We start from the raw sequence: 22,669 nt of genomic DNA on the forward strand, positions 1-22,669 counted from the left end.
TCTTCGCAAACGCGAAGGTGCGCCGTTTCAGAAAGTTAACGGCGGCTTGACGATACTCACCAGGATCCGACGTTCGGCATGCTCGCCCACGGCTCGGCAGGTTCGAGATGACCATCCTGCAGCAGTTCGATGGAAATGCCGTCCGGCGTGCGCACGAAGGCCATATGGCCATCGCGCGGCGGGCGGTTGATGGTCACGCCGCCGTCCTGCAACCGCTGGCAGGTCTCGTAGATATCGGACACCTGAAACGCGAGGTGACCGAAATTGCGACCGCCGGGGTAAGCCTCAGCCGATCCATCCTCTGCAGGCCAGTTGTAGGTCAGTTCGACCTCTGCCTCTTCCTGCCCCGGCGCGGCAAGATAGATCAGCGTGAAACGGCCTTGTTCGCTGGAGAACCGGCGCGTTTCCTTGAGCCCGACGAGTTCGAAGAAGCGGATCGTCTCGTCCGGATCGGTCACGCGGATCATGGTGTGAAGGTAGCGGGTCATGGGATAGCTTTCTTCATTTCATCGACACTGTGGAACAATTCATCGCACATACAGCCGCCAGCCTGCATGACGCGGCGACGATCAGGGAGAGAGCGATGAGCGAAGATAGTTCCGCCGAAAGTCAGCACAAGGGCATTGCCCGCCTGGGAGGCACAACCGGCCGGTGGCTGGCGAGCGCGACGATCCTGGCGGTGGGCATCGTCATCGGCGGCTTCGCATTGGGTGACGGCATCAAGCGGGCGCAGCGCGCGGACCGTGCGGTCACCGTCAAGGGCCTCGCCGAACGTGACGTCACCGCCGATCTCGCCACCTGGACCATCAGCTATTCCGCGACCGCACCCGATCTTGCCACCGCACAAGCGAGCGTGGACCGCGACACCGTCCAGATCCGCGCATTCTTCCGCGAACTCGGATTCCCGGCCGAGGCGCTCCAGCCAACCGGCGTCAACGTCAACCAGACCAAGGACAATGGCGTCGTCAGTTTCACCGTGCGCCAGCGGGTGAGCCTGCGCACCACTGACATAAAGCGCGCGCAGAATGCCGTGCGCCGCCAGTTCGACCTCGTGCGGCGCGGCGTGATGCTCGAGGAAGGTTCGGGCATGGCGTATACCTTCACCCGGCTCAACGGCATCAAGCCGGAGATGGTCGCCGCCGCGACCCGGGATGCGCGCTCGGCCGCCGAACAGTTCGCCAAGGACAGCGGTGCCGAAGTCGGCGCGATCAAGAATGCCGCTCAAGGCTACTTTTCGATCGAGGCGCGGGACGGCGATTCGGGCGGTAGCTGGGGACAGTCCGACACGCCTTACAAGAAGGTGCGCGTCGTCACGACGATCGACTTCTACCTGAAATGAGGAAGCCCGTCCGGATCGTTCCGGACGGGCTTCCTCCTGCTATGCGTTGACGATCAGAACGCTGCGGTCAGCGTCGCGACGACGGTGTCGTCAGTGTAGCTGTCGATGCTCGGCCCGCTGACGCCGACATAGGACAGGCTCACCGAGAGAGGACCGTAGACTGTGGCCGAAGCGCCGATCGACCAGTCGATTCCGGTCTTGTCGGCGTTGCAGTAGTAGCACGGAGCCAGCGCGCCGTCGGTGTAGCCGAGGTGACCCGAGACCGTCAGCGGCGTGTTCGGAATACCGATATCGACGTTGGAGTAGACGTAGAGATTGTCATGCTTGGCCGTGCCCGCGAAGTTCGGCAGTGCCGTCTGCTTCCAGGCGTAGTTGGCGCCGACCTTCACCTTGGCCGGGCCGACCTGACCGGAGACCGAGGCATAGGGCTCGAAGAACTCCGCGGTGCCGACGTGGCCGTTCGGATAGGCGTAGTAGAGCAGACCCGCATCGAGCGTCAGGCCGGGCGTCACTTCGCCGGTCCAGCCGCCGAAGATGTCGAGTTCAGTGCTGCCGTAAGTGGAGCCCAGGTCGATCGAAGAACCCCAGGTTGCGATGTAGAAGCCGCTGGCGTGCGAAACGGTGATGCCGCCCTGGATCGCAATGTCGCCGGCCGACTGCGAGACGCCGCGGAAGCGGTAGTCGCTGGTCAGGGCCGCGCTGCCGGTGATGGTGATTTCCTTGGGCGCCTCGGCGTCCTGCGCAAATGCCGGAGTTGCGGAAAGCGCAGTGCCCGCAAGGAGAGAGGCGGCGACAACGCCGCGGACGGACAAGAGCATGGTGTTTCCCTCACAAATTTATTGTCTTTGATGCCTCGTCCCACCTGCGTCCGCTGCATGAAGTCTCGTTCCGGATCTCCCTTGCGACGGCACAATATTGCTGCACTGCACCTAGAAGACGCACAAGAAAAATTTCAATACAGCAACATTCAAGAAACGATGTGTGGATTTTTTGCCACTACACCCTCTGGTGGTTCCTACGGGTTGTGCGGGGGAGCGGGGCAGTTTATACTGCAGCGCAATAAATGCTGAACACGATACGAAAGCTCATGGGCCGGGCCGACCAACGGCGAGCCCCTTCGATCCCTTCCGGTGAACGGGTTTACGCCGTGGGCGATATCCATGGCCGTGCCGATCTTTTCGAGCATCTCATCCACACGATCGAGCAGGATGATGCGGCGCGCGGACGTGCGCATACGACCGTCGTTCTCCTGGGTGACCTAATTGATCGGGGCGACGACAGTGCCGGGGTCGTCGCCCGCGCGCGCCAGTGGGGCCGTGAGCGTGAGGTGGAGTTCATCCAGGGCAATCACGAGGAAATGCTGCTGGTTGCCAGCAAGGATGCCGAGGCCATGCGCGGTTTCCTCAAGTTCGGCGGGCTGGAGACGATCCTGTCCTACGGTATCGACAAGGACACACTGCTCGCAGCCGATGCCGAAGAGATGCAGCGCCTGATGAACGAGGCGATTCCGCAGGACGACTTCGACTTCCTCGACAGCTTCAAGAAGATGCACCGCGTAGGCGACTACGTGTTCGTCCATGCGGGTGTCCGCCCCGATACACCGCTCGAACATCAGCTCGGCCGCGACTGCCGCTGGATTCGCGAGCCTTTCCTGAGCCATCGCGGCGATTTCGGGGGCTTCGTGGTGCATGGGCATACGATCACGCCGGAACCGGACGAGCGCGGCAATCGCATCGGCATCGACACCGGCGCATTCCTTCACGGCACGCTGACTGCCCTCGGCCTGCAAGGAACCGACCGCTGGTTCCTGACCGCGAGCGACAATGCCGCCGGCTGCAGCGAAGCTGCCTGAATAGCCGGAATTTCAAGGCCCTGAATGCGCCGGGGAGCCTGTAAGCCGGGTTCTGTTCCTGGCGTGGTCTCCCAAAGAGAGGGACCTTACGCCGCGGCGGCAACCATTCCTCTAGGCGAGACATCGCTGCCTCGCTCAAGCGACCAACCCGGGCTGCCTGGGTTCGAAACGAACCCGCCGATCTCCCCCGCTTTCACGAGACGCCGGCGCGCAGCCCCTATTCGGTCTTGCTCCGGGTGGGGTTTACCAAGCCGCTTACCGTTACCGGCAGCGCGGTGCGCTCTTACCGCACCCTTTCACCCTTACCTGCTTTCCGAGGAAAACATCGGCGGTTTGCTCTCTGTGGCACTTTCCCTAGGCTTCGGACGGTCTGAAAACCGCCCTCGCCCGGCAGGCGTTACCTGCCACCCTTGTTTCGTGGAGCCCGGACTTTCCTCGCGGTCATCCAAGTTTCCTTGGCGACCCCGCGGCTGCCCGGCTCCCCGGCGCGGGCGGTCACCTAGCACGGCCGGTATCGCGTTCCAACAGCAGTTCGAACAGGATGCCGCCGATTTCTCCATCGATCTCGCCATCCATGAAGATCGGCCGCCAGCGGCGCTGAAACGCGGTGACGGCGGCGCGCCCGTCGGTGATGTCGTAGCCGAACCGCTCCAGCGCCAGATAAAAGGCGCCGGGGTTGTCGTAGAAAAGGTTCATCTTCGCCTGGGGAATCTCCAGCGCAAGGCCGAGTTCGCCAAGGCGGTTCCAGTCGAAGTATTCGCCCGGGTCCTGCTTGCGGGCAGGCGCGATATCGGAGTGCGCGACCACGTTGGCCCGGGGAATGTCGTGCCGGTCCATGATATCCGCCAGCAGCGGCAGCAACGCGTCCATCTGCGGTTCGGGAAACGGACGATAGCCCCATTCATGTCCGGGATTGACCAGTTCGATGCCGATACTGGCCGAATTCACGTCCGTCTCACCGCGCCAGTAGGAACGGCCCGCGTGCCAGGCCCGCTTGTCCTCAGGAACGAGTGAGGTGATCATCCCCTCCTCGTCGATCATATAGTGGGCAGAGACTTCGGCGGCCGGATCGCACATCCGCTCCAGCGCCTCCTCGGCCGACTTCATACCGGTATAGTGCAGCACGACCATAGTGATCGGCAGCTTGCGCTCGTTCCAGTTGGGGGAGGCGACGGTGCGATTGACGAGCCAACGGTTCATCTTCGTCGCGCCTCCTTCCCGTCAGGCCCTTGGGAGCATCGCGCCAAGCACCAGCGCATCATCCGCCAGCGCAAACTGAAGCTGGCCCTTCAGCTCCACCGCCAACTGGCGCAGCATCGCGGCAGGCGCGGTGCGACTCGACAGTTCGCCCTCTGGCAAAGCGCCTTCGAGCGCTGCGCCGACCGAACGGTCGAAAGCGATGCGCGGACCGGCCGCGCGCACGACCAGTTCGCTGTGATTGTCGCGATATTCCGCCGCGATCTCCAGCGTGCCGCCGCGCGGCAGCGCTTCAAGGCCGATCAGCGCGAAGTTGAGCAGCGTCTTGATCGCCGCCTTTGGCAGCGAATCGCTCGGCAGCGCCCAGGCCAGCGTGACACGCGGATTGTTTGCCACGAGCGCATCGACGAGGACCTTGGCCTCGCTCACCGCCACCATCTCACCGAAGCCGCCCGCCGCACCGAAGGCCAGGCGGAAGAACTTGAGTTTGTCGGTGGAAATCCTCGCGCTCTGGTCGAGAAGTTCGAAGCAGCGCTGGCGCATCTCCGGGTCTTTCTCGTCCGCCAGCAGTTCAAGGCCATTGGTCAGCGCACCGACCGGGCTGAGCATATCATGGCAAAGGCGCGAACACAGGAGGCTGGCAAGTTCGATCGAACTCGTGGTCATGGGCTTGGACTGCTCTTTCGTACTTCTGACGCGGCCCCCTATTCGACGATGCGGAACGGCAGGGCCTCGAATCCATTGGCGTTATCGCGCCAGAAAGCAACCTCGCTCTCCGCGATGATCGCCCAGATGCGCGAATCCCCGGTGGAATGTTGCCGATCGGTCGCCGAAGGCACGCAAATCCCCGTAGGATGAGAGTGATAGTAGCCGATCACTTCCGGCCCACCCGCCCGCACCTCCTTGTGCGCCGCCAGCAACACAACGGGGTCGATCTCGAAGTGAACATGGCGGTTTTCCGCCAGATTCGCCGCAGCCCGCGCTTCGTCTATCCGTTGACCGCGCCCAAGCAACAGTCCGCAGCATTCTTCGGGAGCAGCCCTGCGCGCATCTTCATGCAATGTTGCAAGAACACCACTTGTCAGTTCGACGATCATCCCCAAATCCTACGCGCAATGGGGGCGCTTACAAACATCATCGAAGGCGAAGTCGCCAGTGGCGGCCGGATCGACAAGGCCCTGGCCGAAGTCAGCGGCCTGTCGCGCGAACGCATCAAGGCGCTGATGGGTGAAGGCCGCGTCTCGCTCGCCGGAAAGCCCGTAGCGCAGGCATCTCTGAAAGTGGATGCCGGAACACCGTTTGCCATCGACGTGCCCGAGGCCGCGCCCGCCGAAGCGGTGGCGCAGGACATCCCCCTCGCCGTCGTCTACGAGGACGAGCACCTGATCATCGTGGACAAGCCCGCCGGACTCGTCGTCCACCCGGCCGCGGGCAATCTCGACGGAACGCTGGTGAACGCCCTGCTCCACCACTGCCGGGGCCAGTTGTCCGGCATCGGCGGCGTGGCGCGCCCCGGTATCGTCCACCGCATCGACAAGGACACTTCAGGGCTGCTCGTCGTCGCCAAGACCGACAAGGCGCACGAAGGGCTGGCCGTCCAGTTCGCCGATCACTCGATCGAACGCGCCTATCACGCCGTCGTCGGCGGCAGGCCGGTGCCGGTAGCCGGAACCGTGCGCGGCGCGATCGCCCGATCGTCGCATGATCGCAAGAAGATGGCGCTGGTGGAGGACGGGCGCGGCAAGCACGCGGTCACCCATTTCCGCACCCTGGAAGCGCTGCGCGGCGCCACTCTTGTCGAATGCAGGCTGGAGACGGGACGAACCCATCAGGTCCGTGTTCACATGGCGTCAATCGGTCATGCGCTATTGGGAGACCCTGTTTATGGGCGAACTCCTTCTCCGCTTCGACCGATTCTCTCCCGACTCGGTTTTTCCCGCCAGGCGCTCCACGCTGCGGAACTCGGGTTCGTTCACCCCGTTTTACAAGAAAGGGTCCATTTCGCCAGTCCTTTGCCCGACGATATGCGGACACTGATCGACGAACTGCGACACTGAAATCGCAAATCCATGCTAACGTATAGAGGTGGTCACAAGCTAAGACGCCTATAAAGGGTCCTAGACCGTGTACCGACCTAGAAAGGACGGATGATCGTGAGCAATAATCGAAACCTGCCGAGTGTCCCGGCTTTGGGCGGTGAGCAAAGCCTCAACCGCTACCTGTCGGAGATCCGCAAGTTCCCGATCCTGGCTCCTGAGCAGGAATACATGCTGGCGAAGCGCTATTCGGAACATCAGGATCCGGAAGCTGCAGCGCAGCTCGTCACCAGCCACCTGCGACTCGTTTCCAAGATCGCCATGGGCTATCGCGGCTACGGCCTCCCCGTGTCCGAGCTGATTTCCGAAGGGAACATCGGCCTGATGCAGGGCGTCAAGAAGTTCGAGCCCGAGCGCGGCTTCCGCCTCGCGACTTATGCGATGTGGTGGATCAAGGCCTCGATCCAGGAATACATCCTGCGTTCGTGGAGCCTCGTGAAGATGGGCACCACCGCCGCGCAGAAGAAGCTGTTCTTCAACCTGCGCCGCATGAAGAAGAACCTCGACGCCTACGAGGACACCGACCTGCACCCCGACGACGTCGCCAAGATCGCGACGACGCTGGGCGTCTCGCAGACCGAGGTGGTCAACATGAACCGCCGCATGATGATGGGCGGCGATGCCTCGCTCAACGTCTCGCTGCGTGAGGAAGGCGAAGGCCAGTGGATGGACATCCTGCAGGATGACCGCCCGCTGCAGGACGAAACCGTCGCGGATGCCGAGGAAGCCTCGGTGCGCCACGACATGCTTATCGAGGCCATGGGTTCGCTCAACGAGCGCGAGCGCGACATCCTGACGGAGCGCCGCCTGACCGACGATCCCAAGACTCTGGAGGAACTGAGCCAGGTCTACTCGGTCAGCCGCGAGCGCGTGCGCCAGATCGAGGTGCGCGCGTTCGAGAAGCTGCAGAAGGCGATGAACCGCATCGCCGGCGAAAAGCGCCTGCTCCCGGCCTGATCCAGAGCCACCAAGTATAACGAGAGGCCGGGCCGTCCGCGAAGGATGGCCCGGTTTTTCTTTGCCCTCACGCCGCCTGCTCGCGCGGATGCAGCCGCAGCATCGGAACCCAGAACAGCGCCGCCACTGCAGCAGCTGCGAATATCCAGAACATGCCGGTGTAGCTTCCCGTCACGTCGTACATCAGTCCGTAGAGCGGCGGCGTCGCCAGCATCGCCAGCAGGATCGCACCGGAAAGCATCCCCATCGCTCGCCCGACGCCGCGCTGACCGAAGATGCGCGGGGCGAGGTAGCTTTCGGCCGGAACCATCAGTCCGCCGAACAGCCCCGTAATCGCCACCCCCAGCGCGATCACGCCATAGCCCGCTTCCGCCTGCGTCAGGCAGACCATCCCTGCCGCGAATCCGCCAAGGCCGCAGAACATCAGCACTTTCGGCCCGACCTTGTCGGAAAGCGCCGCGAAGTTCAGCTTCGCGATGAACCCGCACGCGGAATATATCGAGATCAGCGGTGCCGCTTGCGCCGCCGTCGCCCCGGTATCGATGGCGAGCGGCGCCAAGTTCGTGATCATGCCTTTCAGGCCCGCTGTCACGATCGAGACGGTCAGGGCGATCATCCAGAAAGCCGGGTCGGTCAGGATTTCCCGCGCGGAGATCGGGTTCCTCGCCAGTTCTTCCCGCGCCTGCAGCGGCGGTTCGTCCGCGCCGTCGGGATTGAGGCGCTTGTCGGATGGCCGGTCCACCACCAGCATTGCCATCGGGATCGTCCAGAGCAGCAGCACGACGGCCAAGGCCCGCAAGGCAAGTCGCCACTCGAACGCCGCCATCAGACCGGAGATGATGAGCGGAAACACGAAGCCGCCTGCCGAAATCCCGGCAATGGCGATACCGACCGCCCTCCCCCGTTTCTGCGCGAACCAGCGCGAGAGCAGCACGGTGATCGCCACCGGCCCCATGAGTACGTTGGCGGGCGCGATCAGCACGGCGAAGATCATCAGTACTTGCGTGAAGGAGGTCGCGAGGGAAATCGCCATGTAGCCCGCCCCCAGGCACAGCCCGCCCGTCACCATCAGGCGGCGCAACGGAAAGCGGTCCATCAGCGTCCCCAGCAGCGGCGCCAGTACCGCGCTGGTGCCCGACATCACCGTCATCGCCAGCATTAGCACAGTGCGACTCGGCCGGAACTCGCGCGCCAGCGGCACCGCGACGATCGAGTACGTCGCGGCTACCATGCCCGTCGCCGCCAACAGCATGAAGCCGACCGCGACCTGCCTCCACCCCACGCCGAAGGATGCCGCCATGCGTCTGTTCTCCCGTTCCTCTTATGCGAGGATGTATCTGGGAGTATTGTCCATACTGCAAATGAAACGTCGACATTACGAATACATGTATCGGCCGGGCGTAGCGCGCGCCGGTGCTGGCGCAATGCCGGGCATTTCGACTAGAGAGAAGCTTCCCGACCGTTTCAGAGGCTTCCTGCGTCCATGCGTCTCCTTGCCAAGATCATCGTGTGGTTCATTGCGATCAGCGTGGGCCTGACGGTGCTCTACCGCTTTGTGCCGCCGCCGGTGACGGTGACGATGCTGGTAGACGGCAACGGCATCACCAAGGACTGGGTGCCGCTCAGCCGGATCGACCGCAACATGGTCGCCGCTGTGGTCGCCGCCGAGGATGGTAAGTTCTGCACGCATAACGGCTTCGACACGCAGGCCATCGAAAAGGCCATGGAGCGCAATGCTCGGGGAGGTCGTATCCGGGGCGGCTCGACGATCAGCCAGCAGACCGCGAAGAACGTGTTCCTGTGGCAGGGCGAAGGCTGGACCCGCTACTTGCGCAAGGGCTTCGAGGTCTGGTTCACCTTCCTGATCGAGAACCTGTGGGACAAGCGCCGGATCATGGAGGTTTACCTCAACGTCGCCGAGACCGGCATCGGCACCTACGGCGTCGAGGCCGGGGCGCAGCGCTACTTCGGCAAGTCTGCCGCCAGTCTCTCTCCCGCCGAGGCAGGGCGCATGGCCGCTGCCCTGCCCAGCCCCAAGACCCGCTCGGTCAAGAGCCCCGCCGGTTTCACGCGGCGCTACGGCAATACGATCGCCGCGCGCATCGGCACCGTGAAGCGCGGCGGCTACGACGCCTGCGTCTACGAATAGGGCCATCCCTACCGCATCGACGCTCACCTGCCGGGCGGTTCCCTGCAGGGTGACAGGTTTACACGGTTTACACTGTCCAGGGGGGAAAGGCGTCACCTTACCCCGGAAAGTGTCACTTCGTGCCGGAAAGGTGTCACCTTGCAAGGGTGAAGCGTCACCTTGCGCGCGCGAAGTGTCACCTTGCGCACGCCCTACCACTCCGCCGGCGCGAAACCCGAACGCGTGGCAATCGCGTTCCGTGGCGTGTATCCGGCAAGGCGACAGGCGAGTTTTCATGGGCCCATGCTAGGCCCGCTGTCCGATGTAGGAAAACGGATTGCGCCTGCATCGTCGCTCGGGGCGAGGCAGCGCACCATTACAGGACAACCCTCCAATCCACGACGGGCAAAGAAAAAGGGGAGGAACCTGACGGTTCCTCCCCTCTCCTGTTTCCGTCGTCGGAGCAGGCTTGATCAGAAGCCCATGATCAGTGTGGCGCTAACCGCACGCGGCGAACCGAAGTTCACGAACGAACTGGTCGAGCTAGGCGAGAGATCGAAACCGCCCGGGAACGAGCCGACGTAGAACTTGTCGAACAGGTTCGTCACGTTGAACTGGATCTGGGTCTTGTCGAGCCCCAGGCCCGCGAGCGAATAACGGACGTCGAGATCGACGATCGTGTAGCTCTTGAACTTGGCGCCATATACCAGATCGGAGAAGTTCAGGTCGTTCAGGTAACGCGAACCGGTGTACTTGGCCTGCGCGCCGAGGATGAAATCACCCGCCTCGATCTGCGCACGACCGCCGACCAGCCACTTCGCGGCGCCGCGTTCGCGGTTACCCTTGGTATTGAAGTAGTAAGCCGCCGACGAGCCGGTGCCTACGGCATAGCACACGCCTGCGGTCTGCTTGGCAGTGCTACACACGCCTGCAGTGGTCGCAACGTCGTCCTGGATTTCCGAGTTGATGTACGAACCGAAGACATAGAGCGACAGCGGCTGGACCGGACGGACCGAGACGCTGGCATCGACGCCATACTTCTTGACCTTGCCGAGGTTGGTGTCCGTCGCGTTGCCGTCGATGTCATACGCGGTAACGAGACGGTTGTTGTACATCGAATACCAGCCGGTGATCGATGCCTGAACCATGGGGGTCGAGTAGCGCAGGCTCAGGTCGAAGCTGTCCGAGGTTTCCGGACTGCGATACGACGAAGCGTTGTCCGCCGGGAAGAAGAAGGAATTGTACAACGTGTCGGTGCTCGGAACCGAGAGGTTCTTCGCATAGCTGGCCGCGAGGCTGACTTCCGGCGTGATCTTGAAGGTCGCACCGACGTTCGGGAGGATCTTGTCGTACTTGAGCTTGCGCGACTGCGGGCCTGCCGCGCCGCTCGGGATACCCGTAACCGTGTTGTACACGTACGGGTTGGCAGCGGCATAAGCAGCAGCCTGATCGGCCGGTACGCAGTTCACGAAAGCGCCGGAGGTGCCGCCGGTGCTGGTGGTGAAGCAGTTCTGCGTGAGGTCGCGGGTGAAGAAGGGCGCGCGAACACCCAGCAGGATCGAGAGCTTGTCCTCGAAGAAGTCACCACGATATTCGCCGGCGATCTGGTGCAGCGTGGCATAGGAGTCGCGGTCACGCTTCTGCAGAACGTTGCCATAAACGTCCGTCAGCGGATCGTTGACGGCAAACACATCGTAAGGCTCGCCATTCGCCTTCAACAGCCCGGCAGCACCGGTCTGGCGGTGGTGCGCACGGTCGAATGAGTAAGACAGGCGAATGCGATTGGTGTCGTTGATTTCGTAACCGAGGTTGGCGATCGCGACATAGCGGTTGGTCTTGGTTTGGCTCGGCTGGAGCACGGTCACGCGACCGAGCACACCGTCTCCGTTAAGATCGCGACCGAAGTAGAACTGGCCACCGTAGTTGCCGGTGAACTGCTTACCGCCCGAGGTGAAGAAGCCCTCGAAGGCGTTCGAGGTGCCGCCACCGTTGGCCTTGGTGTACTGGTAGGCCGCGTCAACCGACAGCGTCAGCTTGTCGGTGAGGTGGAACAGCGAGGCGAGGCGGACGTTGCCGGTGTTCGACGGGTTGTAGCGACGCTCGAAGTCAGTGCCGCAACCGTTTGGAGTGCTGTTCTCGCTGACGGTACAGGGGTAGCCGTTTGCCAGTTCGTAGAACCGCTGATCCTTGTCGCCGGTGAACGCGTTGGCGCGCAGCGGCGAGCCGCCGAAGTTGTTGCGGTTCTCGTTGTAGTGGCCAGCCAGCGAGATGAAGTCGCCGTTGTCGCCGAGCGGCTGGTAAATCTTGGTGTTGAACTGCTTCTTCTCGACCTTGCCGTAATTCGAGAACGACGGGCCGTTGCGCAGGTAAGAGCCGGTGAAGTAGGCGCGCAGACCGCTCGAGGTCAGGTCACCGGTTTCGACCTTGGCGAAGAAGCGCTGGTACGAACGATCGACACCGCCCGACCCCTTGGCAGCGATGTCGCCGTAGGACGTGCTCGTCATGATGCCGAATTTCTCGTCCGGAATCTTGGTGTTGATGTTGACGGTGCCGCCGACAGCCGCTGCGGTCGGGCTGTCAACGTCGGTCGAGCCGAGGTTGACGTTGACGCGCTCGATGATTTCGCCGTCGACCTGCTGATTCGTGTAGATCGCGTAGTTGCCCGAGTCGTTCAGCGGGATACCGTCGAAGGTCTGCGAGATACGGCTCGAATCGAAGCCGCGGATGGTGAACGAACCGCCCGACGAACCCCACGGGTCGTTGTTGGTGAAGCTGACGCCCGGAACCAAGTTGATGATTTCGTTGACCGACTGGCCAGCGCGCTGCGCACCGATGATTTCCTGGCCGATCTCGACCTTCGCCTTGGGCGAGTCGGGCGTGCGAACCCCAAGAATGTCGTGCACGCGGCCGCCGGTGACGACGATGGTGTCGCCGTCGAAGTCGGCCGAACCGGTCGACTGCGCGAAAGCGGGAACCGCGAGGAAGGCGGCGCCAACGGCGATCGTGCTGGTCGCCGTGGAGAGGAGGGAGGTGAGTTTCATTTTATGCCCCTGATCTTGTCAGACTAGAGTGGTCACAATGTGCGACGAACGCTTCAGCCCCGCCGCATTTGCTGCGGCTGCTAAGAGCAGCGGGATATGACAACTTTCTGACGGTGAGGACTCAAATGCGTGCGCAAACGCGATATTTTGTGACACAAGCGTAACACAACACAATTTTTTGCAAAAAAACAACAATATTTCAGTAGTTTATGGTGCGCGCGCGATATTGCACTGCGGCATAAATGTCACTGGAAAGGGAAAGTGCTGCTGCGCCTGCAACACTGCAAAAACGTAATACGGCCGTGATGTTACGTCATCGCTTGATGCCGACCGGGCGCTCGTGCCACTCGTTCGGCCATGAGCGCAGGTCATCATCACGGGCATCATCATGGGCATGGGCATAATCATGGCCACGGGCATCATCACACGCATGCGGCGCCGGCCAATCCCGGCCGCGCCTTCGCCATCGCTGTATCGCTGAACCTGATTTTCGTCATCGCCGAGGTCGTCGCTGGCTTCGTCAGCGGCTCCATGGCGCTGTTGGCGGATGCGGGGCACAACTTGTCGGACGTGCTGTCGCTGGCGCTCGCCTGGGCAGCGGCGGTGCTGTCGGCCCGCCCGCCTTCCGAGCGTTTCACTTACGGGCTCAAGAGTTCCTCGATCCTCGCCGCGATCGCCAATGCGGCGCTGCTGTGGGTGGCGATCGGCGCGATCCTGGTCGAGACGGTGCGCCGCCTCGCCGACCCCGAGCCGGTGGGCGGCACCACGATGATGATCGTCGCAGGGATCGGCATCGCGGTGAACGGCCTCTCCGCGCTGCTCTTCGCCAAGGGCTCAAAGTCCGATCTGAACCTGCGGGCCGCCTTCGTGCACCTCATGGCCGATGCGCTGGTGTCGGTCGGCGTGGTCATCGCGGGGCTGCTGATCACCTGGACCGGCTGGGCGATCGTCGATCCGGTGACTTCGCTGGTCATCACCGTCGTGATCGCATGGTCGAGTTGGGGCCTGCTGCGCGATTCGCTGCACATGGGCATGCTGGGCGTGCCGGAGGGCATCGACGGCCCGCGCGTGCGCGCCTTCCTCGAGGCGCGGCCGGGCGTCGTGCGCGTCCATGACCTGCACATCTGGCCGATGAGCACGACCGAGACCGCTCTCACCGCGCACCTCGTCATGCCCGGCGGACAGCCGGGCGACGGATTCCTGCATGCCCTGGCCCATGACCTCGAGCATGAGTTCGGCATCGGCCACCCGACCATTCAGGTCGAAACCGACGACCACAGCCCCTGCGCGCTGGAGAGCGAGGCCGTCGTCTAGGCTATACGAATTCGTGCCGCGCGCCGAGGAAGTCCTCGGGCAGAATGGCGAAGCCGGATGATATGCAACCCTCGCCCGTCAGGCGCAGCTTCAGCTTGTCCGCGAAATGCGCCCGCGCCCTGCCCGCATCGGCGATCTTCCAGACGAGCGCATAGATGCCGTTCTGTGTACTTTGCAGGAACGCACCGAGCGGGCCACCGGCAGGATCGTCCGGCTGCACGAAGGCGACCCGCGTGTCGCCCACTTGCAGCAGGACCCGGCGCGCGGGTTGGGGTAGTTCGGTCCGGGCGTCCTCCAGCACTTCGCCGTCGACGACCTCCGTGAAGAAGCGCAGCGCCGTCTCGATATCGGCGGTGACGCAGCCGATGTGATCCAGTCCGGTCACCGTACAGTGATGCCCTGCCCCGACTGACGGGTCCCAGTTGCCCCGCTCCCACGGATCGTTGGGCATTGGCAGTTCACAGACTTCCAGCAGGACGCCGCCAGTCGATTCGGGTTTCACGAAGAAGAACACGCCGTAGTCGGCGGCGACGGTGCAGCCCGCTTCCCGGAAGGCGGCGCTGGCTGCCTTGCCGTCCGCCACCTTGATCTCGAACGAGTGGAACGCCTGCCCGATCCGCGCGAACTGCCGGGCGAACGGCTTGCTGAGGTCATCCGCGCGGCGCGGCGCCATCGGTTCGACCATGTGGTCGGTGACGTAGAGCAGCGCGGCGTCGCGGTCCTCGGCGGGGAAGTAGTTCTCCGCAAAGACCAGTCCGCCCAGCGCATCCTGGTAAAGCGCGCGGGCAGCGTGGATATCGGCGACGGCGTGAATGGTGTGGATCACCCGCGAAACCGGAACGCGCGCGGCCATGGCTCTCTCCCCAATGTGTTTGCCGCAGAGTGGGGCGGCCATCGCGGGTTGCCAAGCAAGCGGGCACCCGTCCGGGCGATATCCGTGCGAGGATCTAGGTCCGATCGGCAGTCGTCGGCAGGTAGCGCGCCATCTTGCGTTCAAGCAGCCGTATCAGGTCGGGATCCATGAAGGCAAAGTCGTCCGGAATGTCGAGACAGATGACGCGCTGCCCGTTTAGGAAGCGCCGGAAACGCTGTTGCAGCTTGGTGCGATGGACCTTCTCCATAACCACGATGACGTCGGCCCAGGTCACCAGCTCTCCGGTCAGCGGTTCCTCGGCGTCGGCGTTGGTGCCTGCCGAAGCGACCTCTATATCGCCCCGGCATGCGAAAACCTGCTCTGCGGTCGGGCTGCGCAGTCGGTTCTGGCTGCAGATGAAGAGATAGCGCTTCACCTGGCTCCGCCCGCTCGACAAAGACCCCCAACGACACAAGGCCCGGTCAGCGAACCGACCGGGCCTTGTGGTATTCGCGATGCGGGGACCGGAGCCGTCAGGCCGCAGCTTCCGCCTTGTCGCCCTTGAGCACGCGGACGGGTTCCTTGCGGCCCTCGACCACGTCCTTGTCGACGACGACTTCGGCGATGTCGCGCTCGGTCGGCAGGTCGAACATGGTGTCGAGCAGCAGCCCTTCCACGATCGAACGCAGGCCGCGCGCGCCGGTCTTGCGCTCGATCGCCTTCTTGGCGATCGCTTCCAGCGCGTCGTCGGTGAAGGTCAGCTCCACGTCTTCCAGCTCGAACAGGCGCGCATACTGCTTGATCAGCGCGTTCTTCGGTTCCTTGAGGATCTTGACCAGCGCCTCGATGTCGAGGTCGTTGAGGGTCGCGATCACCGGCAGGCGGCCGACGAATTCGGGGATCAGGCCGAACTTGAGGAGATCTTCCGGCTCCGCCTTCTGGAGCAGTTCGCCCACTCGGCGCTTGTCTGGATCGGCGACATGCGCGCCGAAGCCGATCGAACGCTTCTGCAGGCGGTCGGCAATGATCTTGTCGAGGCCCGCGAAAGCGCCGCCGCAGATGAACAGGATGTTGGTCGTGTCCACCTGCAGGAATTCCTGCTGCGGATGCTTGCGGCCACCCTGCGGCGGAACCGAGGCGGTGGTGCCTTCCATCAGCTTGAGCAGCGCCTGCTGCACACCCTCGCCGGAAACGTCGCGCGTGATCGACGGGTTCTCGGCCTTGCGGCTGATCTTGTCGATCTCGTCGATGTAGACGATGCCCTGCTGCGCCTTCTCGACGTTATAGTCGGACGCCTGCAGCAGCTTGAGGATGATGTTCTCCACGTCTTCGCCCACGTAGCCGGCTTCGGTCAGCGTGGTGGCGTCGGCCATCGTGAACGGCACGTCGAAGGTGCGCGCGAGCGTCTGCGCGAGCAGCGTCTTACCCGAACCGGTCGGCCCGACCAGCAGGATGTTCGACTTCGACAGCTCGACGTCGCCCTGCTTGCCGCTGTGCTTGAGGCGCTTGTAGTGATTGTGGACAGCCACCGACAGGACGCGCTTGGCGCGTTCCTGGCCGATCACGTAGTCGTTCAGCATCTCGCAGATGTCGCGCGGAGAGACGATCTCGCCTTCCTTGCGACCGGCAATGCCCGCCTTGGTTTCTTCGCGGATGATGTCGTTGCAAAGCTCGACACATTCATCGCAGATGAACACCGTTGGGCCCGCGATCAGCTTGCGCACTTCATGCTGCGACTTACCGCAGAAGCTGCAGTATAGGGTGCTTTTCGCGTCAGATCCGCTCAATTTCGTCATTTTCCGTCTTTAGCCTCCAACCGAGGCGACTCGCTCACTCTAGCCTGCCCGGGACCGGCTTTGCAATCCTACCGCCAAATGCTTGACGGAGACTGAAGGCGCCGGTCCCGCTTCAGGACGTTACGCTTCCGCCGGCTTGTCGCCGTCGGGGCGGGTCTCGAAGACCTTGTCGACGAGGCCGAATGCCAGCGCTTCGTCAGCTTCGAGGAACGTGTCGCGGTCCATCGCCTTCTCGATCTCATCGAGCGACTTGCCGGTGTACTTCACGTAGAGATCGTTCAGGCGGCGGCGCATGCGCAGGATTTCGCGCGCCTGGATCTCGATGTCGCTGGCCATGCCCTGCGCGCCGCCCGAGGGCTGGTGGACCATGATGCGCGCGTTCGGCAGCGCGATGCGCATGCCCGGCTCACCGGCGGCGAGCAGGAAGCTGCCCATCGACGCGGCTTGGCCGATGCACACGGTCGAGACGCGCGGCTTGATGTACTGCATGGTGTCGTGGATCGCCATGCCGGCCGTCACCACGCCGCCCGGCGAGTTGATGTACATCGAGATGTCCTTGGTCGGGTTTTCCGATTCCAGGAACAGCAGCTGCGCGACGATGAGCGAGGCCATGTGGTCTTCCACCTGGCCGGTGATGAACACGATGCGCTCACGCAGCAGGCGCGAGTAGATGTCGAACGAACGTTCGCCGCGGCTGGTCTGCTCGACGACCATCGGCACGAGTGCGCCCGTCACGGGATCGGTGGTGAACTTTCCTTGGGCGTTCGAAGCGCCGAACAGGTCGAGCATGGGAGTCCTCTTTGCGATTTTGCCTCGCCTATGTCGCGTGGCAATGCGCGATGTTCAAGGGGGTTAACCTATCAGGCGTGAATGGGCGGGGGAGAAGCCGCTGGAGGCGCTGCCCGAAGTCCACAAGGTGACGCAGGTTTACACGGTTTACACTGTCCAGAGGGAGAAGGTGTCACCTTGGGCCGGGAAGTGTCACCTTGTGAGGGGGAAGTGTCACCTTGCGGTGTAACCTTGTGCGGTTTTGGGCGGTCGGATGGGGCATGCGGCGCAGTGTATGGGACGGCGTCGGATGTAGGAAAGCGGACTTTCCGGAAGCGCCCTGTTGCGGACGTTGCGCTTTGCCCACCCCGCTGCGACTAACTTCGCCTTCGGCTCAGCAAGTCTCGCTGCCCCTCCCGCAAGCGGGCGGGCAAGCGGTGTTCGCCCTCCCGCCTGCGGGAGGGCCGGGAGGCTTGGCAGCTTGCTGCCTAGCCGGACGGGGTGGGCGCTCCGCAATGGCTGCTTACCACCCCTTGCCGTCATCCCGCCCCCCGCCCCCCATCGAAAAACCCGCAATGGGCGCTGGAACCGCGACGCCGCTTCGGCCATCGTGCTGCGCTCCACCCCGCCGGAGCCTTTTACGTGAACCGCCCCTTCATCCTCGCCCTCGGCCTTCTCGCCGCGTCTCCGATTCCCGTCGCCGCGCAGGAGACGCCCGAAACCTACCTCAAGCGGATCGAGGCGATCGACGACAGCGGCCCGGCGATCCATGCGGTCGTCGCCGTGGCCCCGTCGGAATCGCTGGCCATCAAGGGCAAAGGCCCGCTCGCCGGGCGCGCGGTGCTGGTGAAGGACAACATCGAGACGCGCGACATGCCCACGACCGCGGGCAGCCTCGCGCTGAAGGACAACGCCACGGGACGCGACGCACCGCTGGTGGCGAAGCTGCGCAAAGCGGGCGCGGTCATCCTGGGCAAGACCAACCTCTCCGAATGGGCGAACTTTCGCGGCGAGCACTCCTCCAGCGGTTGGAGCGCGGTGGGCGGGCAAACGAAGAACCCTTACGCGCTCGACCGCAGCCCCTGCGGCTCGTCCTCGGGCAGCGGCGCGGCGGTGGCGGCGGGCATGGCGTGGGCGGCGATCGGCACCGAGACCGACGGCTCGATCACCTGCCCCGCCTCGGTGATGGGGCTCGTCGGATTCAAGCCGACCGTCGGGCTGGTCAGCCGCACCTACGTGGTGCCGATCAGTTCGAGCCAGGATACCGCCGGGCCGATGGCCACAAGCGTCGCCGACGCCGCGCTGCTGCTCAACGCAATGGCCGGCAGCGACCCCGCCGATCCGGCCACCGCCGATGCCGACCGGCACAAGCCGGACTTCACCGTCGGTTTGGGCAGGGTCAGCCTGAAGGCCGTGCGCGTAGGCGTGCTGCGCCGTCAGGCCGGGCACATGTCGGCGCTCACCGCGCTGTTCGATGCCGCGCTCGCCGACATGAAGCGCGCCGGGGCGCAAGTGGTGGAGATCGATTTCGAGCCCGACGAGCGGCTCGGTGAGGCCGAATTCACGATCATGCTGCACGAGTTCCGGGTGGGCATCGACGCCTACCTAGGCGACCTGCCCCGCCCGGCACCCGCGCGCGACCTTGCCGGGCTGATCGCCTTCAACAAGGCACACGCTGCGGAAGAACTGCGCTGGTACGGGCAACAGACTTTCGAGAAGGCGCTGACGACCACCAATCCCGCCGCCTACGCCAAGGCCCGCGCCGATGCCCGGCGGCTCGCGGGGACCGAGGGGATCGACGCGCTTCTGAGGAAGTACGACGTCGATGTCCTCGTCGCTCCCACCACCAGCCCGGCCTGGCCGATCGATCCGGTGCTGGGCGACAATTTCGTCGACGTCGGTGCCGGATCGCTGGCAGCCATCGCGGGCTATCCGCACCTCTCGGTGCCGATGGGCACGGTCGAGGGATTGCCGGTGGGAATTTCGTTCATGGCCGGGAAATGGGACGATGCCAAAGTGCTGCGCATCGGCGCCGGCTACGAACGGTCGCGCAGTGCCACACTGACCGCTCCAGCCTTGCGCAACTGGGCGCAATAGACCGAAAACGGGACGATCGGGATGCGCGCCGCGACGATAGGGACTGGCGGGCGCCCTCGCTCTCGGCCATCTTGCCCAGTTCCAGCCTCGCAGGAGACCCTGTGTACCGAACTTCGTTGCTAGCCCTCAGTGCAATCGTTTCCATGGCTCCGGCTGCGGCATTGGCCGACACGCCCCGCGAACTGCTCACGACCGCCGCTTTCCAGACTGCCACCAAACCGCAGGCGCTCAAGCTGGTCGCGCAGGCGATCACCGCTTCGGATCGCATCCTCGCCGCGCGGCCGAACGATCATGAGGCGACGCTGCAGCGGGCCATCGCCATCGGCTATCGCGGCAAGCTGACCCGCAGCCGCTCGGACGTGCGGGCCTCGCTCGACGTGTTCCAGAAGCTGGCGGCGGCCAACCCGCGCGATCCAGAGGCGCAGATCGTGATCGCCGGATGGCACCTCGGCGCGGTGGACGAACTCGGCGGGTTCCTGGCCCGCACGGCGCTGGGCGCGCGGGTCTCGGCCGGAGAAACCGCGCTGGCGAAAGCCGTTGCACTCGGCGGCGACCGGGCGTTCTACCCCGGCCTCGCCGCGCTGCTGCAGATCCGCAACGACCCGAGCGACATCGCGCAGGCGAGGCGCTGGGCCGAAGCCGCCGCGACCGGGCAGGCGGCGACTCCCCTCGATGCCCTGATGAAGCGCGCGGCGCTCTCGGTCCTGCCCTCGCTGCGGGCGAACAACGGCAAGGCGGCGGCGGAACTGGCGCGCAAGCTGGTGCCGTTCGGGAAGATCGGGGATTGAACCCGTCGTCGTCCCGGACTTGATCCGGGACCGGTGGCCGTGAACAACTGCGCTCGCGTCAGGGCGACTTGCCGACGGCGCTCATCTAAAGACAGCCAGCGGTCCCGGATCAAGTCCGGGACGACGGGAACACAAAAAGCCCCGGTGCATCGCTGCACCGGGGCTTTTTGGTTATCGGTCGAACCGCAAGGGAGGGATCAGTCCTCCTTGGCAGCGGCCTTCTTCTTAGCCGGCGCCTTCTTGGCGGGCTTGGCTTCGTCGGCCGGAGCCTCTTCAGCGTCGTCCTTCTTGGCGGCAGCCTTCTTGGCCGGAGCCTTCTTCGGCTTCGCCTCGGCGGCAGCTTCCGCTTCTGCCTCGGGGGCCGGAGCGGCTTCCGCTTCGTCCTTCTTGGCAGCCTTCTTGGCCGGAGCCTTCTTCGGCTTCGCCTCGGCAGCGGGCTTCTCGCCGTCGGCGTCGGCCTCGATCGCGGCCTGCAGCTCGTCGCGGGTCACTTCGCGCTCGGTGACTTCGGCCTTCTCGATGAGGAAGTCGACGACCTTGTCCTCATAGAGCGGAGCGCGCAGCTGGGCGGCCATCATCGGGTCCTGCTGGACGTATTCGAAGAAGCGCTGGCGATCTTCGGGGCGGTACTGCTGCGCAGCCTGCTGCATCAGCATGCCCATTTCCTGCTGGGTCACTTCGACGCCGTTGGCCTGGCCGATTTCCGACAGGAGCAGGCCCAGACGCACGCGGCGCTCGGCGATCTTGCGGTAGTCGTCCTTCTCGGCCTCGATCTCTTCGAGAGCGGCGGCCGGGTCTTCCTCGTTCTGCGCTTCCTGGATCAGCTGCTGCCAGATCTGCGAGAATTCGGCTTCCACCATGGTCGGCGGCACGTCGAAGTCATGGCCGGCGGCCAGCTGGTCGAGCAGCGAGCGCTTCATGGCGGTGCGGGTCAGGCCGGCAGTTTCCTGCTCCAGCTGGCCGCGCAGCAGGCCGGTGAGCTGCTCCAGGCTCTCGAGGCCCAGTTCCTTGGCGAAGTCGTCGTCGAGCTTCGATTCGGCAGGCGCCTTCACTTCGTGCGCGACGATGTCGAAGGTGGTTTCCTTGCCGGCGAGGTTCTCGGCCGGGTAGTCCTCGGGGAAGGTCACGGTGATGGTGCGCTCGTCACCGGCCTTGATGCCCTTGAGCTGTTCTTCGAAGCCCGGGATGAAGCGATCGGCGCCGATCACCAGCGGGGCCTTCTCGGCCTTGCCGCCGTCGAACTCGACGCCGTCGAGCTTGCCGGTGAAGTCGATGATGACCTGATCGCCCTCGGCGGCCTCGCCGTCCTTGGTCTCGAAGCGCTGCTGCTGCTTGGCGATGTTCGCGACCGCTTCGGTCACGGCTTCATCCGAGACGGGCACGGTCAGCTTGTCGAGCTTCAGGCCGTCGAGCGAGGGCGCGGCGATGGTCGGCAGGATTTCGAGGCTGACGGTCAGCTCGGCGTCCTTGCCCTCTTCGTAGCCGTCGGTCAGCTTGACGTCGGGGTTCATCGCCGGGCGCAGGGCGTTGTCGGCCACCAGCTTGTCCATGGCTTCACGGATCGAGGTGTTCAGCGCTTCCTGGTGGATCGCCGGGCCGTGCAGCTTCTTGACGAGGTTCGCGGGAACCTTGCCGGCGCGGAAGCCGGGCATGCGCACCTGCGGGGCGATCTTCTTGACCTCACCCTCGACCTTGGAGGTGATGGTGGCGGCGGGGATGGTGACCGTATAGGCGCGCTTCAGGCCTTCGTTGGTCGTTTCGACGATCTGCATTTCGATGCCTTCCTGTGCAATCCAAAGGGCCTCTCGGCCAGCATTACGCGGCATTCCCTCGCACAGGCGGCGGATTGGTGCGGGCGAAGGGACTCGAACCCCCACATCTTTCGATACTGGTACCTAAAACCAGCGCGTCTACCAATTCCGCCACGCCCGCATGAGTGTAGCCTGAAACTCAAGGGACGGGCCATTAATGGCAGCCGGAGAAAAGGGCAAGTGCGACGAGTCGCTATGCTGTCACGGAACGGATCGGCTGTGCGCCGGGTTATGTGTGCGAGGGGGCGAGAGGAGCGAGATCACCATGGCCACCCAGCCACCCGTCTACAGCCCCGGCGACACGCCCGCGGAAATCCCGACGCCCGGAAACGCCCCCGGCGTTCCCGGCGGTCCGGATGAGACACCGCCGCAGGGTCCGGACTTCGACCAGCCCGATGAGGCGCCGGTGGAACTGCCGCCGCCGGATTGAGGCTCATTTCGTCATTGCGAGCGTAGCGAAGCAATCCAGGGCGGCGTAATGCTGCCCTGGATTGCTTCGCTACGCTCGCAATGACGATGGGTGAGTGCTTCCGCTCGTGCTTCGACAGGCTCAGCATGAGCGGGGAGAGGAAAGCGAACTACCCCGCCCCCGCTCGCCCTGAGCTTGTCGAAGGGCCGCGCGCCACCCTGTC

21 protein-coding genes, 1 tRNA gene and 1 other RNA gene are annotated in these 22,669 nt (G+C 64.1%); 9 read left to right on the plus strand and 14 right to left on the minus strand.

All coding sequences use genetic code 11. The annotated features are described in order from the left end of the window. Window positions 1-56: 56 nt before the first annotated feature. The gene (locus HWN72_RS11335) at window positions 57-488 is read right to left on the minus strand and encodes a VOC family protein (protein WP_008828327.1); all 432 of its coding nucleotides are present in this window, start codon (window positions 486-488) and stop codon (window positions 57-59) included. A gap of 95 nt (window positions 489-583) precedes the next feature. On the opposite strand from HWN72_RS11335, the gene HWN72_RS11340 reads away from it, so the two are divergent. Then, window positions 584-1,339 carry an SIMPL domain-containing protein gene (locus tag HWN72_RS11340; RefSeq protein ID WP_008828328.1) on the plus strand — a complete coding sequence of 252 codons (756 nt, stop codon included), beginning with the start codon at window positions 584-586 and terminating at the stop codon, window positions 1,337-1,339. A 53-nt stretch (window positions 1,340-1,392) separates the two neighbouring features. Here HWN72_RS11340 and HWN72_RS11345 read toward each other — a convergent pair whose 3' ends face one another. Further along, window positions 1,393-2,157 (minus strand): TorF family putative porin, encoded by a 765-nt coding sequence (locus HWN72_RS11345; RefSeq protein WP_008828329.1) that lies wholly within the window; start codon window positions 2,155-2,157, stop codon window positions 1,393-1,395. A 245-nt stretch (window positions 2,158-2,402) separates the two neighbouring features. Here HWN72_RS11345 and HWN72_RS11350 point away from each other — a divergent pair, with 245 nt between their 5' ends. Next, on the plus strand, window positions 2,403-3,191 hold the full coding sequence (locus HWN72_RS11350; RefSeq protein ID WP_211150324.1) for a metallophosphoesterase: 789 nt from the start codon (window positions 2,403-2,405) through the stop codon (window positions 3,189-3,191). Window positions 3,192-3,216: 25 nt separating this feature from the next. On the opposite strand, the gene rnpB is transcribed toward HWN72_RS11350, so the two are convergent. From rnpB to HWN72_RS11370, 4 genes are all read right to left on the minus strand, one after another. Next, window positions 3,217-3,677, minus strand: an RNA gene (rnpB, locus tag HWN72_RS11355) — RNase P RNA component class A. A gap of 9 nt (window positions 3,678-3,686) precedes the next feature. Beyond that, entirely contained in the window at window positions 3,687-4,391 is a 705-nt protein-coding gene (locus tag HWN72_RS11360) for an N-acetylmuramoyl-L-alanine amidase (protein ID WP_008828331.1), read from the minus strand. Window positions 4,392-4,412: 21 nt separating this feature from the next. After that, entirely contained in the window at window positions 4,413-5,054 is a 642-nt protein-coding gene (locus HWN72_RS11365; RefSeq protein WP_211150325.1) for a histidine phosphotransferase family protein, read from the minus strand. Between the two features lie 38 nt (window positions 5,055-5,092). Then, on the minus strand, window positions 5,093-5,485 hold the full coding sequence (locus HWN72_RS11370; RefSeq protein ID WP_036523635.1) for a Mov34/MPN/PAD-1 family protein: 393 nt from the start codon (window positions 5,483-5,485) through the stop codon (window positions 5,093-5,095). 18 nt (window positions 5,486-5,503) lie between these two features. Between HWN72_RS11370 and HWN72_RS11375 the strand changes: the two genes are divergently transcribed. Then, a complete protein-coding gene (locus HWN72_RS11375; RefSeq protein WP_036523633.1) occupies window positions 5,504-6,445 on the plus strand; it encodes an RluA family pseudouridine synthase in 942 nt (313 codons plus the stop codon). Between the two features lie 90 nt (window positions 6,446-6,535). Next, on the plus strand, window positions 6,536-7,441 hold the full coding sequence (rpoH, locus tag HWN72_RS11380) for an RNA polymerase sigma factor RpoH (protein WP_036523631.1): 906 nt from the start codon (window positions 6,536-6,538) through the stop codon (window positions 7,439-7,441). Between the two features lie 67 nt (window positions 7,442-7,508). Here rpoH and HWN72_RS11385 read toward each other — a convergent pair whose 3' ends face one another. Then, on the minus strand, window positions 7,509-8,741 hold the full coding sequence (locus tag HWN72_RS11385) for an MFS transporter (protein WP_211150326.1): 1,233 nt from the start codon (window positions 8,739-8,741) through the stop codon (window positions 7,509-7,511). A 183-nt stretch (window positions 8,742-8,924) separates the two neighbouring features. Here HWN72_RS11385 and mtgA point away from each other — a divergent pair, with 183 nt between their 5' ends. Next, a complete protein-coding gene (mtgA, locus tag HWN72_RS11390) occupies window positions 8,925-9,590 on the plus strand; it encodes a monofunctional biosynthetic peptidoglycan transglycosylase (RefSeq protein WP_069708096.1) in 666 nt (221 codons plus the stop codon). 452 nt (window positions 9,591-10,042) lie between these two features. On the opposite strand, the gene HWN72_RS11395 is transcribed toward mtgA, so the two are convergent. Continuing rightward, window positions 10,043-12,610 (minus strand): TonB-dependent receptor, encoded by a 2,568-nt coding sequence (locus HWN72_RS11395; protein ID WP_211150327.1) that lies wholly within the window; start codon window positions 12,608-12,610, stop codon window positions 10,043-10,045. Window positions 12,611-12,967: 357 nt separating this feature from the next. Here HWN72_RS11395 and HWN72_RS11400 point away from each other — a divergent pair, with 357 nt between their 5' ends. Further along, the gene (locus tag HWN72_RS11400; protein ID WP_211150328.1) at window positions 12,968-13,924 is read left to right on the plus strand and encodes a cation diffusion facilitator family transporter; all 957 of its coding nucleotides are present in this window, start codon (window positions 12,968-12,970) and stop codon (window positions 13,922-13,924) included. A gap of 1 nt (window position 13,925) precedes the next feature. Here HWN72_RS11400 and HWN72_RS11405 read toward each other — a convergent pair whose 3' ends face one another. The 4 genes from HWN72_RS11405 to clpP form a co-directional block, all read right to left on the minus strand. Next, window positions 13,926-14,777: a VOC family protein gene (locus HWN72_RS11405; RefSeq protein WP_211150329.1), complete on the minus strand. Its 852-nt coding sequence runs from the start codon at window positions 14,775-14,777 to the stop codon at window positions 13,926-13,928. Between the two features lie 94 nt (window positions 14,778-14,871). Next, window positions 14,872-15,213 (minus strand): low molecular weight protein tyrosine phosphatase family protein, encoded by a 342-nt coding sequence (locus HWN72_RS11410; RefSeq protein ID WP_211150330.1) that lies wholly within the window; start codon window positions 15,211-15,213, stop codon window positions 14,872-14,874. A 97-nt stretch (window positions 15,214-15,310) separates the two neighbouring features. Then, window positions 15,311-16,573, minus strand: a complete 1,263-nt coding sequence (gene clpX, locus HWN72_RS11415; protein ID WP_008828342.1) for an ATP-dependent Clp protease ATP-binding subunit ClpX — start codon at window positions 16,571-16,573, stop codon at window positions 15,311-15,313. Between the two features lie 120 nt (window positions 16,574-16,693). Further along, a complete protein-coding gene (clpP, locus tag HWN72_RS11420) occupies window positions 16,694-17,362 on the minus strand; it encodes an ATP-dependent Clp endopeptidase proteolytic subunit ClpP (protein WP_008828343.1) in 669 nt (222 codons plus the stop codon). 621 nt (window positions 17,363-17,983) lie between these two features. Here clpP and HWN72_RS11425 point away from each other — a divergent pair. After that, entirely contained in the window at window positions 17,984-19,438 is a 1,455-nt protein-coding gene (locus HWN72_RS11425; protein WP_211150331.1) for an amidase, read from the plus strand. A 161-nt stretch (window positions 19,439-19,599) separates the two neighbouring features. Next, complete coding sequence (locus HWN72_RS11430) at window positions 19,600-20,226, plus strand: hypothetical protein (protein WP_248005944.1); 627 nt, start codon at window positions 19,600-19,602, stop codon at window positions 20,224-20,226. A gap of 197 nt (window positions 20,227-20,423) precedes the next feature. On the opposite strand, the gene tig is transcribed toward HWN72_RS11430, so the two are convergent. Together tig and HWN72_RS11440 are read right to left on the minus strand one after the other, a co-directional pair. After that, the gene (gene tig / locus HWN72_RS11435) at window positions 20,424-21,998 is read right to left on the minus strand and encodes a trigger factor (RefSeq protein WP_211150332.1); all 1,575 of its coding nucleotides are present in this window, start codon (window positions 21,996-21,998) and stop codon (window positions 20,424-20,426) included. 75 nt (window positions 21,999-22,073) lie between these two features. Next, window positions 22,074-22,158, minus strand: a tRNA-Leu gene (locus tag HWN72_RS11440). Between the two features lie 144 nt (window positions 22,159-22,302). Here HWN72_RS11440 and HWN72_RS11445 point away from each other — a divergent pair. Further along, window positions 22,303-22,467, plus strand: coding sequence for a hypothetical protein (locus HWN72_RS11445; protein ID WP_211150333.1), 165 nt, complete (start codon window positions 22,303-22,305; stop codon window positions 22,465-22,467). Window positions 22,468-22,669: the final 202 nt, after the last annotated feature.

The sequence above is a fragment of the Novosphingobium sp. HR1a genome, from assembly GCF_015594425.1.
GTDB lineage: Bacteria > Pseudomonadota > Alphaproteobacteria > Sphingomonadales > Sphingomonadaceae > Novosphingobium > Novosphingobium resinovorum_A.